The organism is Ornithinimicrobium pekingense DSM 21552 (assembly GCF_000421185.1).
Classification (GTDB): Bacteria; Actinomycetota; Actinomycetes; order Actinomycetales; family Dermatophilaceae; genus Ornithinicoccus; species Ornithinicoccus pekingensis.
Window position 1 is genome coordinate 185,297 of sequence record NZ_ATWJ01000008.1, and the last position, 12,801, is coordinate 198,097.

Annotated in this window: 13 protein-coding genes; 4 read left to right on the forward strand and 9 right to left on the reverse strand. The window is 73.2% G+C overall.

Annotated elements, in window-relative coordinates:
- Window positions 1-3,918 (forward strand): phosphoribosylformylglycinamidine synthase, encoded by a 3,918-nt coding sequence (gene purL, locus K330_RS0106305; protein WP_022920992.1) that lies wholly within the window; start codon window positions 1-3, stop codon window positions 3,916-3,918.
- Window positions 3,919-3,946: 28 nt separating this feature from the next.
- Here the strand turns inward: purL and K330_RS19590 are convergent, their stop codons facing one another.
- From K330_RS19590 to K330_RS0106325, 4 genes are read right to left on the reverse strand one after another with little or no spacing between them, the layout of a single operon-like run.
- The gene (locus K330_RS19590) at window positions 3,947-4,369 is read right to left on the reverse strand and encodes a VOC family protein (protein WP_022920993.1); all 423 of its coding nucleotides are present in this window, start codon (window positions 4,367-4,369) and stop codon (window positions 3,947-3,949) included.
- Window positions 4,366-4,788: an iron chaperone gene (locus K330_RS0106315; RefSeq protein WP_022920994.1), complete on the reverse strand. Its 423-nt coding sequence runs from the start codon at window positions 4,786-4,788 to the stop codon at window positions 4,366-4,368. The genes K330_RS19590 and K330_RS0106315 overlap by 4 nt, the downstream gene beginning before the upstream one ends.
- A 21-nt stretch (window positions 4,789-4,809) precedes the next feature.
- The gene (locus K330_RS0106320) at window positions 4,810-5,217 is read right to left on the reverse strand and encodes a VOC family protein (protein ID WP_022920995.1); all 408 of its coding nucleotides are present in this window, start codon (window positions 5,215-5,217) and stop codon (window positions 4,810-4,812) included.
- 5 nt (window positions 5,218-5,222) lie between these two features.
- Complete coding sequence (locus K330_RS0106325; protein ID WP_029202385.1) at window positions 5,223-5,669, reverse strand: helix-turn-helix transcriptional regulator; 447 nt, start codon at window positions 5,667-5,669, stop codon at window positions 5,223-5,225.
- 81 nt (window positions 5,670-5,750) lie between these two features.
- Here K330_RS0106325 and K330_RS0106330 point away from each other — a divergent pair, with 81 nt between their 5' ends.
- From K330_RS0106330 to K330_RS0106340, 3 genes are read left to right on the forward strand one after another with little or no spacing between them, the layout of a single operon-like run.
- Window positions 5,751-7,052: a wax ester/triacylglycerol synthase domain-containing protein gene (locus K330_RS0106330; RefSeq protein ID WP_022920997.1), complete on the forward strand. Its 1,302-nt coding sequence runs from the start codon at window positions 5,751-5,753 to the stop codon at window positions 7,050-7,052.
- 43 nt (window positions 7,053-7,095) lie between these two features.
- The gene (locus tag K330_RS0106335; RefSeq protein ID WP_022920998.1) at window positions 7,096-7,620 is read left to right on the forward strand and encodes a pyridoxamine 5'-phosphate oxidase family protein; all 525 of its coding nucleotides are present in this window, start codon (window positions 7,096-7,098) and stop codon (window positions 7,618-7,620) included.
- Complete coding sequence (locus tag K330_RS0106340; protein WP_022920999.1) at window positions 7,617-8,285, forward strand: YdeI/OmpD-associated family protein; 669 nt, start codon at window positions 7,617-7,619, stop codon at window positions 8,283-8,285. Before K330_RS0106335 ends, K330_RS0106340 begins: the two co-directional genes overlap by 4 nt.
- 10 nt (window positions 8,286-8,295) lie before the next feature.
- Here the strand turns inward: K330_RS0106340 and K330_RS0106345 are convergent, their stop codons facing one another.
- The 5 genes from K330_RS0106345 to fbaA all read right to left on the reverse strand — a co-directional run bounded on the left by K330_RS0106345 (window position 8,296) and on the right by fbaA (window position 12,748).
- On the reverse strand, window positions 8,296-8,754 hold the full coding sequence (locus K330_RS0106345) for an SRPBCC family protein (RefSeq protein ID WP_022921000.1): 459 nt from the start codon (window positions 8,752-8,754) through the stop codon (window positions 8,296-8,298).
- A 59-nt stretch (window positions 8,755-8,813) separates the two neighbouring features.
- A complete protein-coding gene (locus tag K330_RS0106350; RefSeq protein ID WP_022921001.1) occupies window positions 8,814-10,112 on the reverse strand; it encodes an adenylosuccinate synthase in 1,299 nt (432 codons plus the stop codon).
- A 47-nt stretch (window positions 10,113-10,159) separates the two neighbouring features.
- Complete coding sequence (locus K330_RS0106355; RefSeq protein ID WP_022921002.1) at window positions 10,160-11,149, reverse strand: hypothetical protein; 990 nt, start codon at window positions 11,147-11,149, stop codon at window positions 10,160-10,162.
- Between the two features lie 166 nt (window positions 11,150-11,315).
- Window positions 11,316-11,723 (reverse strand): DUF3151 domain-containing protein, encoded by a 408-nt coding sequence (locus K330_RS0106360; protein WP_022921003.1) that lies wholly within the window; start codon window positions 11,721-11,723, stop codon window positions 11,316-11,318.
- Entirely contained in the window at window positions 11,720-12,748 is a 1,029-nt protein-coding gene (gene fbaA, locus K330_RS0106365; protein ID WP_022921004.1) for a class II fructose-bisphosphate aldolase, read from the reverse strand. The genes K330_RS0106360 and fbaA overlap by 4 nt, the downstream gene beginning before the upstream one ends.
- Window positions 12,749-12,801: the final 53 nt, after the last annotated feature.

Below are 12,801 nucleotides of genomic sequence, written 5' to 3' on the forward strand. Positions count from 1 at the left end.
ATGGCCGTGCACGACTACCGCCTGACCCCCTTCCCGGGCGGGTCCGCCCTCTCCGACTTCCGCGCCCGGGCCCTCCTGCGCCGCCTGCAGGAGGTCGCGCCGCAGGTGCAGACGGTGTCGGCGCGCCACGTGCACTGGGTGGCCTCCGAGGACGAGCCGGCCGCGTCGGACGTCGACCGGCTCGGCGCGCTCCTTACCTACGGCGAGCCGTGGGACGGTGCGGAGGACGAGGCCACGGCGCGGCACGGTCTGGTCGTCGTCGCGCCGCGCCTGGGCACCATCTCACCGTGGGCCAGCAAGGCCACGGACATCGTGCACAACTGCGGCATCGACATCCACCGCGTGGAACGCGTGACCGAGTACCACCTCGAGCTCACGGGAGGCACGGACCTGTCGGGGCAGGAGTGGGACGCGTGCGCCGCCCTCCTGCACGACCGGATGACCGAGACCGTCCTGCCCACCCGCGAGGGCGCCGCAGCCCTCTTCGCCGAGCGCCGGGCGGCGGCGATGGAGCACGTCGACGTGCTGGGCCGCGGCCGCGAGGCCCTGGAGGAGGCCGACCGCGGCTGGGGCCTGGCGCTGGCCGACGACGAGATCGACTACCTCGTCGACGCCTTCACCGACCTGGGCCGCAACCCCACCGACGTCGAGTTGACGATGTTCGCCCAGGCCAACTCCGAGCACTGCCGGCACAAGATCTTCAACGCCGACTACGTCGTGGACGGGCAGGAGCAGCCCAGCTCGCTGTTCGGCATGATCCGGCACACCGAACGGGTCAGCCCCCAGGGCACCGTCGTGGCCTACAAGGACAACGCCTCCGTCATGGAGGGCGGCCGCGTCCGCCGCTGGCTGCCGGGGCCCGAGGGGCTGACCGGCCCGAGCCGCTACACCGTCCGCGAGGAGGACGTGCACGTCCTCATGAAGGTCGAGACCCACAACCACCCGACCGCGATCTCCCCCTTCGCCGGCGCCGCGACGGGCGCGGGCGGCGAGATCCGCGACGAGGGTGCGACCGGCCGGGGCAGCGCCCCCAAGGCCGGCCTCACGGGTTTCGTCGTCTCCAACCTGCACCTGCCGGGGACCGATGAGCCGTGGGAGGCCGGGGACCACGGCCGCCCCGGCCACCTCGCGAGCCCGCTCGACATCATGCTCGAGGGACCGATCGGAGCCGCGGCGTTCAACAACGAGTTCGGCCGGCCGGGGCTGGGCGGTTTCTTCCGCGTCTACGAGCAGACGGTCGACGGGGTGCACCGCGGCTACCACAAGCCGATCATGAGCGCCGGCGGCCTCGGCTCGATCAGCGCCGTCCAGACCGAGAAGGTGCTCTTCCCCGCCGGGACCCTGCTCGTGCAGATCGGTGGCCCGGGCATGCGCATCGGCATGGGCGGCGGGGCCGCCAGCTCGATGGCCTCGGGCGTCAACGCGGCGGAGCTCGACTTCGACTCCGTGCAGCGCGGCAACCCCGAGATGCAGCGCCGGGCCCAGGAGGTCATCACCCACTGCGCCTCGCTGGGCGCGGCGAACCCGATCCTCGCCGTCCACGACGTGGGGGCCGGCGGGCTGTCCAACGCCTTCCCCGAGCTGGTCGACGACGCCGGGCTGGGTGCACGCTTCGACCTGTCCCAGGTGCCGCTGGAGGAGTCCGGCCTGGCGCCCAAGGAGATCTGGTCCAACGAGAGCCAGGAGCGCTACGTCCTGGCCATCGCGCCCGAGTCGCTTCCCACCTTCACCGCGCTGTGCGAGCGCGAACGCTGCCCCGTCTCGGTCGTCGGCGTCGCCACGGAGGAGCCCCGCCTCGTCGTCACGGACGGTGACGAGGAGGGTGACGACCCGGTCGACATGCCGATGGAGGTGCTGCTCGGCAAGCCGCCGCGGATGACCCGCGACGCCCGCCGGGTCACGCGCACCACCCCCGAGCTGAACCTCGCGGGCCTGGACACCGGCGCGGTCCGCGACGCCGCCTACGCCGTCCTGCGTCACCCCACCGTCGCCTCCAAGCGGTTCCTGATCACCATCGGCGACCGCACGGTCGGCGGGCTGAGCCACCGCGACCAGATGGTCGGCCCGTGGCAGGTGCCGGTCTCCGACGTGGCCGTCACGCTCTCGGACCACCTGGGCCTGGCCGGGCAGGCGATGTCCAGCGGGGAGCGTATGCCGCTCGCCGCCGTCGACGCGCCCGCGTCGGGACGGATGGCCGTCGGGGAGGCACTGACCAACCTGCTGGCCGCACCGGTGGCCCTGCAGGGCGTGAAGCTGTCGTGCAACTGGATGGCCGCCGCCGGTGAGCCGGGCGAGGACGCCGCGCTCTACGACACGGTCCACGCCGTCGCGATGGAGCTGTGCCCGGCCCTGGGCATCTCCGTGCCGGTCGGCAAGGACTCCCTCTCGATGCGCACCACCTGGACGGGCGACGACGGCGCCGCCCGGCACGTGGTCTCCCCCGTCTCGCTGGTCGTCTCCGCCTTCGCCTCCCTCCCTGACGTCCGCCGCACGTGGACCCCGCAGCTGCAGGACGGCTCGGCCCTCGTCCTCGTCGACCTGGGCGCCGGCCGTGACCGGCTGGGGGGCTCGATGCTGGCGCAGGTGCGGGGTGCGTTCGGCGGCACCGTGCCGGACCTGGACGACCCGCAACGGCTGGTCGCGCTCGCGGCGGCGCTCACCCAGCTGCGGGGCGCGGAGAGACCTCTCGTGACGGCATACCACGACCGCTCCGACGGCGGCCTGTGGGCGGCCGCGTGCGAGATGGCCTTCGCCGGCGCCCTGGGCGTCGACCTGGAAGTCGGCTCCGTCCCGGCACTCTTCACCGAGGAGCTGGGCGTCGTCCTGGGCGTCCCCCTCGACGCGGTGGACGAGGTGCTGGCGGTGCTCGGGCAGCACGGCCTGGGTGAGCTGACGGGCGTCGTCGGCCGCACCGCCGCAGACCGACGCGTGCGCGTCCGCGCAGGAGGCACGCAGGTCCTCGACGAGTCCGTGCGTGACCTGGCGCAGGCCTGGGACGAGGTGTCCTGGCGGATCACGTCGCTGCGTGACAACCCGGAGTGCGCCGACGAGGAGCACGCCGCCGTCGGCGCCGAGGACCCCGGCCTGCACGTCGCACCGACCTTCGACCCGCGTGAGGACGTCGCGGCGCCCTACCTCAACCTGGGGGCGCGCCCGAAGGTGGCGATCCTGCGCGAGCAGGGGGTCAACTCCCACGTGGAGACCGCCTTCGCCTTCGACCGCGCCGGGTTCGACACCTACGACGTGCACATGACCGACCTGCAGGCCGGCCGCTTCGACCTGGCCGACCCGGCCGTCGTCGGTCTCGTGGCGTGCGGCGGCTTCTCCTACGGCGACACGCTCGGGGCCGGGGAGGGCTGGGCACGCTCGGTCCTCTTCAACGAGCGCCTGCTCGACTCCTTCACCGGGTTCTTCCACCGCGAGGACACCTTCGGGCTGGGCATCTGCAACGGCTGCCAGATGTTCGCCGCGCTGGCGGACCTGATCCCCGGGGCGGACGCCTGGCCCCGGTTCACCCGCAATCGCAGCGAGCAGTACGAGGCCCGCCTGTCGATGGTCGAGGTGCTCGACAGCCCGTCGGTCCTCCTCACCGGCATGGCGGGCTCACGGCTGCCGATCGCGGTGGCCCACGGCGAGGGGTTCGCCAACTTCTCCGCGCGGGGGGACGAGTCGGCCGTGCTGGCGGCGGCACGCTACGTGGACAACACCGGTGCGCCGACCACCACCTACCCGGCCAACCCCAACGGCTCCCCCGGCGGGCTCACCGCGGTGACGACCCCGGACGGGCGGTTCACGGCGATGATGCCGCACCCCGAGCGGGTGCAGCGCAACGCCCAGCTGTCGTGGACGTCCGGGCCGGTCGACGAGCCCAGCCCCTGGCTGCGGATGTTCCGCAATGCCAGGGTGTGGGTGGACTGAGCCCGCGAGCTCGCCGGCTCCGGCCCGCTCACCCCCCGGCCGACCAGGCGTCGAGCGCGGCCTGGACCTCCTCCGGCGTCAAGGTCACCGCCGTGCCGACGATCCACTCGTGACCGAACGGGTCGCGGAAGCGGCCCTGGCGGGCACCGTAGGGCTGGTCGGCCACCCCGAAGACCGGCACGGCACCGTGCTCCACGGCACGGTCCATGACGGCGTCCGGGTCGTCGCAGAGCACGTCGAGCACGACGCCCACCCCGCGGCCCTGCGGCGCCGGGTCGTGCTCGTCGGCGTCCTTGACCTGGACGGTGTCCCCGCCGGGAAGCTCCAGCTCGGCCAGGACGACGGTCTCGCCCATGGTGAACCGGCTGACGGGCCGGGCGCCCAGGACGGCCTCGTAGAAGGCGAGCGCGTCGTCGGCGCCGGCGACGACCAGCTTGGGCCGGACCCTCACGCCACGGCCCGCCTCACCAGCTCCCGGACCCTCTCGGCGTCAGCCTTGGTGAGCGTGGTCAGCGCCCAGGACGTCGGCCACATGGACCCCTCGTCCAGGTGGGCGGCCTCGTCGAACCCGAGGGTCGAGTAGCGGGCGTCGAACTTGGAGGCGCCCTGGAAGAAGACCACGATCTTGCCGTTGGCGTCGGCGTAGGCGGGCATGCCGTACCAGGTCCTGGCGGTCAGGTGCGGCGCCTCCTCCGTGACGATGTCGTGGATCTGCCTGGCCAGCTTCTGCTCGTCCTCGGGCATCTCGGCGATCTTGGCGAGGACCGCCTGCTCGAGCTTCTCCTTCTTCTGGCTGGCCTTGAGCTCGGCCGCGCGCTCCTTGATCGCCTTCTTCTCGGCGGCCGAGAGGGTCGTGGTGTCGGTGGCCATCGTGGTGTCTCCTTGTCGTCGTCAGGCCTGCTGGACACGGACGGAGTTGCCGGCGGGGTCGCGGACCGCGAAGTCCCGGGCGCCCCAGTCCTGGTCCATCGGCTCCTGCATGATGTCGGCCCCGCTGGCCTGCACCCGCTCGAAGGCGGCGTCGAGGTCGGTCGTGGCCAGGTTGATGCCGGCGAAGGTGCCCTTGGCCATCATCTCGGCGATGACGGCGCGCTCGTCGTCACTGATGCCCGGGTCGACCGCCGGCGGGTGGAGCACGATGGAGGTGCCGGGCTGAGCGGGCGGGCCGACGGTGATCCACCGCATCTGGCCCGACCCGACGTCGCCGCGGACCTCGAAACCGAGGGCGTCGCGGTAGAAGGCCAGCGACGCCTCGGGGTCGTCGGCCGGCAGGAAGCTGGAGGAGATGGTGATGTCCATGGCCCTCACGCTAGGGGCGTCGTCGCCAGCGGTGCTTCTCGATTCCTGATCGGTCTGGTGACCCTCCTGGTCACGCACGGCGGGATCGCCAGCCGCTCCGCGTCCCGGCGGTAGGTGCTCGGCGGGACCCCCACCAGCTCGGAGAAACGGGTGCTGAAGGTCCCCAGGGAGGAGAAGCCCACCTCGAAGCACACCTCGGTGACGCTCAGGTCGCCCCGCCGCAGCAGGGTCATCGCCCGCTCGATCCGCCGGGTCATGAGGTAGGAGTAGGGCGACTCGCCGTAGGCCTCGCGGAACTGGCGCGAGAGATGACCCGCCGACAGGTGCACCTCGCGCGCCAGCGCCGGGACGTCGAGCGGCTGGGCGTAGTCGCGGTCGATGCGGTCACGCACGCGCCGCAGCAGCGCCAGGTCGCGCAGCCGCTGGTCGGTCGTCGAGCGGGGGCCCACCATCCGCATGATGCCACCGTCGACGGACGGGCCGCAGCAGTCCTAGCCTGGGGCGAGGGGCGCGCTCGACCGGGAGGAGCGGGTATGGCGTCGCGAGGCACCGGTGTCGAGCCGCTCAGCGCGGCCGACGCCTCCAACGTCTACATCGACGCCGCCGACCAGGTCAACGTCTTCCTGCTCGCGGGGGTCCTCGGCCGGGGCGGGTTCGTCGGGGACGACGGTGAGCCGGACCTGTCCCGGTTGCGCTCCGACCTGACGGCCAGGCTGGCCGGCGACGACGGTCTGCGCCGCCTGTCGCAGCGCGTCGCCGGTCGGGGCGGCGCGCTCCGGTGGGAGCCGTGCACGCCCGACCTCGCCCGACACGTGCGACGGGTCGAACCGGTGACCGGCCGGGAGGGTCTGGCCACGCTCTGCGCGGCCCTGATGACGGTGCCGCTCCCCGAGGACCTCCCCAGGTGGGAGCTGCTGGTCGTCCCGGGCGCCTCGGTGGACGGGCCCGGCATCGTCCTGCGCATCCATCACGCCGTCGCGGACGGCGCGGCCGGGGTCGGGCTGGTGCAGCGGCTGTTCGGGGCCCCCCCGGAGGACCGTCCGGACCAGGCCGGCGGAGCGGTCGCGACCGCCGGCCCAGCCGGTCTGCCCGACGCGCCGCCCCGCTGGCGGAGGGTCCTCACCGGCCTGTGGCGGGTGGTGTCGGTCCTGCGCAGGACGGTCCCGCCGACGGTGCTGCTCGGCCCGGTCTCGTCGCGGCGCGGGGTGGCGTTCGCGGTCGTCGACCTGGGGCCGCTGCGGCAGCGGGTGCGGGACGCGGGGGCGACGGTCAACGACGCGCTCCTGTCGGCGGTGGCCGTCGGCGTGGCGGCGGGGCTGCGCGGCGTCGGGGAGGAGGTGCCGGCGGCGGTTCCCGCGAGCGTCCCCGTGGCGCTGCCGGGGCGCGGCGGGTCCGGCAACGCGGTCGGGGTCATGCTGGTCCCGCTGCCGACCGGCGAGCCCGACGGAGACCGACGACTGGGCCTCGTCGCCGGGACCACCAGGGCACGGCGGGCGCAGGCTCGAGGACAGGGCACGTTCGAGCTCACCCGCACGCGCTGGGGCTCGCGCGTCTTCGCCTGGCTGGCCCGGCGGCAACGCTTCGTGGCCGTCTTCGTGACCAACGTGCGTGGGCCGGACCACCCGCTGAGCGTCGCCGGCGCCCCACTCCTGGAGGCGTGGCCGGTGGCGCAGATCCAGGGCAACGTGCGCCTGGGTGTGACAGCCCTGTCCTACGCGGGTCGGCTGTGCTGCACCGTGCACTGCGACGCCCGCGCGGTCCCGGCCGACCTCGTCGCCGCGACCCTGGCCGGGGAGCTGGAACGTCTCGCGGGCACCGCCGGCGGCCGTCCGTGAGCACACCTTCCCCCTGTCGGTGGGCGGGTCTACCGTCGACCTCATGGACACGACGCCGAGGTCGAGCCGCCCCACCTTCCCCGACGGCTACGGCATACCGGAGACGACGGACGGCCTGCTGACCTGGGACCAGGTGGAGCCACGGCTGCGCGAGGCGATGCACTACTGGCTCAGCAGCGTGCGTCCCGACGGGCGGCCGCACTCGGTGCCGCGGTGGGGCGTGTGGCTCGAGGGCCGGTTCTGGTACGACGGGGCCCCGACCACCCGGCACACCCGCAACGTGGAGGTCAACCCGGCGGTCACGCTCACGCTCGAGAGCGGCACCGAGGTGGTGATCGTCGAGGGTGAGTCGCACGCCACCCGGGCCGAGCCGGACGGGCTGGGCGCGCGGTTGGCGGAGGCCTTCGGCAAGTACGCCGACGCCGGCTACAGCCCCGGACCGGACTCCTGGGCCGGGCCCGACGGCGGCGGGCTGCGGGTGGTCACGCCCCGGCGCGTGATGGCGTGGTTCGCGTTCCCGACGGACTGCACGCGCTTCACCTTCGGCGAGCCGGACGGCCGGGTATGACTTCGCGCTCGCAGGAGGGCACCACGCCCGGACGCCCGGCGGTCTTCTTCGACGGCCCGGAGGCGTTCCGCAGCTGGCTGGAGGAGCACCACGACTCGGCGACCGAGCTGTGGATGGGGCTGCGGCGCAAGCACGTGCCCGACCGTGGTCTGACCTGGGAGGAGGCGGTGCCGGTCGCCCTGTGCTTCGGGTGGATCGACTCGGTCAGCCAGCGCATCGACGAGGACGCGCGCCGGCAGCGCTGGACGCCGCGCCGCAAGGGCAGCACGTGGAGCGCCGTCAACGTCGCCCACGTCGAACGCCTGCTCGAGGCGGGGCTCATGCACCCGGCCGGGATCGCGGCCTACGAGGCGCGGCGTGCCGACCGGACGGGGGTCTACTCCTACGAGCGACCCACGGAGCTGTCTGCCGGCCAGCTGGCCGCGCTCGAGGCGGACCCGGCGGCCACCGCCTTCTGGGAGCACACCACCGCGAGCTACCGCAGGACGGTCGCAGCCTGGCTCGCCGGCGCCAAGCAGGAGGCGACGCGCGACCGGCGCCTGCGCCAGCTCGTGGACGACTGCGCGGCCGGGCGGCTCATCCCGCCGCAGCGCTACGGGCAGGCTCCGGCCTGGGTCGGCCGGGCGGCCGAGGCAGCGCGTGCGGCACGTGGCGCCACGACCTGAGCCTTGCGGGTCAGTGACCCTGCTCGCCGGCGACCACCCTCTCCAGGCGCTCGAGGTCCTTGGTCATGGCCCTGCGCATCGCCGCGGGCAGGATCCCGGCGGCCAGGGAGGCGAAGCCGCTCGGCCGTCCGGTGTTGCGAAGCTCCATCCCGGTGCGCGCCCCGTCGGGACCCGGTGGCTCGTCCCACCACGTGTAGGTCGTCTCCATGGGGAACGGGCCCGAGGCCGTCCGCATGACCATCCGCTCCTGGGGCACCAGGTCGACGATCTCGTAGGTGTAGGCCAGGTCACGCCCCAGGAAACGGGCCACGAAGTCCACCCGCGCGCCGACCCGCACCTCCGGCTCCCCGTGCCAGCGGACCGAGCGGATGTTGCTGTACCAGCGCACCGCCTGCGAAGGGTCCCCCGCGACCGCGGCAACCCTGCTGCGCGGCGCGGGCAGGACGCGTGAGACGGCGACATCGACCATGCGGCCAGTATGCGGCCGGGGCCGGAGCTGACGCTGGGGGCCCTGACCGGCCTGGGGCGTCAGGCCGCTGCCGGGGCCAGCATGTCGTGCAGGACGATCGACTGCTCACGACCCGGCCCCACGCCGACGACCGAGACCCGGGTGCCCATGAGCTCCTCGAGGCGGCGGACGTAGCGCTGGGCGTTGACCGGCAGCTCCTCGAAGGAGCGGCAGCCGGTGATGTCCTCGGTCCAGCCGGGCAGCTCCTCGTAGACCGGCCGGGCGTGGTGGAAGTCGGACTGGTTGACCGGCATCTCCTCGAAGCGGGTGCCCTGCACGTCGTAGGCGACGCAGACCGGGATGGTCTCCAGCCCGGTGAGCACGTCGAGCTTGGTGATGACCATGTCGGTGATGCCGTTGATCCGCTGGGCGAAGCGGCCGATCACCACGTCGGCCCAGCCGCAGCGGCGCGGACGGCCGGTGGTGGTGCCGTACTCGTGCCCCGCGTCGCGCAGGAACTGGCCGTTCTCGTCCTCCAGCTCGGTCGGGAAGGGGCCCTCCCCGACCCGGGTCGTGTAGGCCTTGAAGATGCCGATCACCCGGTCCACACGGGTGGGCGCGACGCCGGACCCGGTGCACGCGCCGCCGGCGGTGGCGTTGGAGCTGGTCACGAACGGGTAGGTGCCGTGGTCGACGTCCAGCAGGGTGGCCTGGCCGGCCTCGAACAGGACGGTCTCGCCCCGGTCCAGCGCGTCATTGAGCTCCAGCGCCGTGTCCTTGACCATCGGGCGGATCCGCTCGGCGTGGCGCAGCAGCTCCTCGAGGACCTCCTCGACCTCGACCGCCCGGCGGTTGTAGATCTTGACCAGCAGCTGGTTCTTGGTGGCCAGGGCCGCCTCGACCTTCTGCCGGAGGATGGACTCGTCGTAGAGGTCCTGGACCCTGATGCCGACCCGGTTCATCTTGTCGGCGTAGGTGGGACCGATCCCGCGTCCGGTGGTGCCGATCTTCCGGCTGCCCAGGAAGCGCTCGGTGACCTTGTCCAGCACCCGGTTGTAGGGCGGGATGACGTGCGCGTTGGCGCTGACCTGGAGCTTGGAGACGTCCACCCCGCGGGCCTCGAGGCCGTCGAGCTCCTCGATGAGCACGGCGAGGTCGACGACCACACCGTTGGCGATGACCGGTGTGCAGCCCGGCGAGAGGATGCCGCTGGGCAGCAGGTGCAGGGCGTACTTCTGGTCGCCGATGACGACCGTGTGGCCGGCGTTGTTGCCGCCGTTGAACTTCACCACGTAGTCGACGCCGCTGCCCAGCAGGTCGGTGGCCTTGCCCTTGCCCTCGTCGCCCCACTGGGCGCCCACCAGGACGATCGCTGGCATTCGCTGACCTTTCGCTACGGGTATCGGCGGTCCATCAGCCCCCCAGCCTAGCGTCGGGCCCCGTCGAGCAGCCCCAGCCGGCCCGCGGCCAGCCCCAGCTGGTAGCGCGTGTCGGCACCGTGCTCGGCCATCAGGGTGGCGATCCTGCGCCGCACCGTGCGCAGCGACAGCCCCAGCTGCCGGGCGACGGCCTCGTCCTTGAGGCCGAGTGCCAGCAGCTCCAGCAGCCGGACCTCGCCGTCGGACACGTCCCGCCCCAGGGCGGGCTCGGCGCGTCGCCACAGCTCCTCGAAGAGCGCCGTGAACACCTCGACGAGGGAGGTGTCGCGCACGATGAGGAAGTCCTCCTGGTGCCCGGTGCTCAGCACCACCGCCGAGCTGCCGAAGACCCCGAACGCGACGGGGATGGCGTCCACCGGCAGGTAGCGCTGCTCCTCACCGTCGGCCGCGCGGCCCCTGGCCCAGTCCGACCAGTGCTCGCTCTCCAGGACCGACTGCGGGAAGACGGAGCGGAGGCTCCGGCCGGAGGACAGCCAGCGGTCGCGCTGGCGCTGGACCTCCTCCTCGTGACCAGGGCCGTAGGAGACGTAGCGGCTCACCTGCAGCAGTCCTCCGGTCGTGGTCCGGAGCAGGTGGTCGACGGCCGCGCTGGCCTCGGTGGGCGCCACCCGGTCCCACGGCGGGGTGCGGGGGCCGGAGAGCTGCAGACCGCGGCGGTAGTCGTGCTCGAAGGTCTCCAGGGCCTCCCGCAGCTCCAGCAGCCGGCGCCGCCGCCCGTCGAGCTCCACCTCCTCGCCGTCGAGCAGGCGGCCCACGGTGGCCCGGGGGTCGTCGACGCGCACGGTGCCGTCTGCCGTGTGCCGGACGAGCCCCAGCCGCTCCAGGTCACGCAGCAGCCGCGTGGTCCGGTCCGCGGGCCAGCCCAGCGCCTCCGCGTGCTGCTCCGGGGTCCGGGGCAGGTTGCGCAGGACATGCCGGTAGAGCACCTGGGCCTCGTCCCCGAGGCCCAGGTCGACCGCGCGCCGATGAGGGTTCACGGTGGCAGGTTAGGGCCACTGGCAGCCTTCGGCCACCAAGGGCGGCGGAACTCTGCTTTCATGAGTGCTCACGGGCGACACCGCCAGGGGACGCGAGCGCCCGCTCAGGGGGCGCGGTCGGGGCCGGTCCACCCGGCGCCGACCGCGCGGGGGGCAGCGTCGGTCCTCAGAGCCCGAGCTCGCGGGCCGCCTCCACCGACGACGCGCGCAGGAACTCCGTGCACCGCGCCCGCTCGTCCTCCTCGCCGATCCGCCCGGCCGCGTGCGCCAGCGCGGCCAGTGCCCGGAGGAAACCACGGTTGGGCTCGTGCTCCCAGGGCACCGGCCCCTGGCCGCGCCAGCCCGCCCGTCGCAGGGAGTCCAGCCCGCGGTGGTAGCCGGTGCGGGCGAAGGCGTAGGCCGTCACGTCGTCGCCCTCCTCCAGCGCCCGCTCCGCCAGCGTCGCCCAGGCCAGGCTCGAGGCCGGGTATGCCGTGGCCACCTGGCGCGCGTCCGCCTTGCCGAGCGCCTCGGCCGCGGGGTCCGTGGGCAGGTGCGTGGGCGGGATGCCCAGCAGGTCGCCGCCGGCCGTCACCGGGAGGTCCCCGCCGACCGGAGGTTCTCGCAGGCCTCGACCACGCGCGCGGTCATCGAGGCCTCGGCCTCCTTGCCCCACGCACGGGGGTCGTACATCTTCTTGTTGCCGACCTCGCCGTCGACCTTGAGCACGCCGTCGTAGTTCTTCAGCATGAAGCCCGCGACGGGCCGGGTGAAGGCGTACTGCGTGTCGGTGTCGATGTTCATCTTGACCACGCCGTAGTCGACGGCGTCGGAGATCTCCTGGGCGCTGGAGCCCGAGCCGCCGTGGAAGACCAGGTCGAAGGGACGCTCGCCCTCGGCCAGCCCCAGCTCCCTGGCCGCCGCCTCCTGCGCGGCCTTGAGGATCTCCGGGCGGAGCCTGACGTTGCCCGGCTTGTAGACGCCGTGCACGTTGCCGAAGGTGAGCGCGGTCAGGTAGCGCGCCTTGTCGGCGCCGCCGAGCGCGCGGATGGTGGCGATCGCGTCCTCGGGGGTGGTGTAGAGCTGCTCGTTGATCTCGTTGGCCACGCCGTCCTCCTCGCCGCCGACGACGCCGATCTCCACCTCGAGGATCGTGCGGGCCTGCGCGGAGAGCTGCAGCAGCTCCTCGGCGATCTGCAGGTTCTCCTCCAGCGGGGTCGCCGAGCCGTCCCACATGTGCGACTGGAACCAGGGCTGCCCGCCCTGCCTGACCCGCTCGATCGAGGCGGCCAGCAGCGGGCGGACGAACCCGTCGAGCTTGTCCTTGGGGCAGTGGTCGGTGTGCAGCGCGATGTTGACGCTGTACTTCTTGGCGACCTCGTGCGCGAACGCGCTGAAGGCGAGCGAGCCGGTGACCATGTCCTTGACGCCCTGGCCGGAGAGGTACTCCGCGCCACCGGTCGAGACCTGCACGATGCCGTCGCTCCCGGCGTCGGCGAAGCCCTTGATGGCCGCGTTGAGCGTCTGGCTCGAGGAGACGTTGATGGCCGGGTAGGCGAAGTTCTCCGACTTCGCCCGGTCGATCATCTCGGCGTAGACCTCGGGGGTGGCGATGGGCATGGTTGCTCCTTCTCGAAAGGGCATCGGCGGTCGGCTCAGGGCCATGCTTGCAC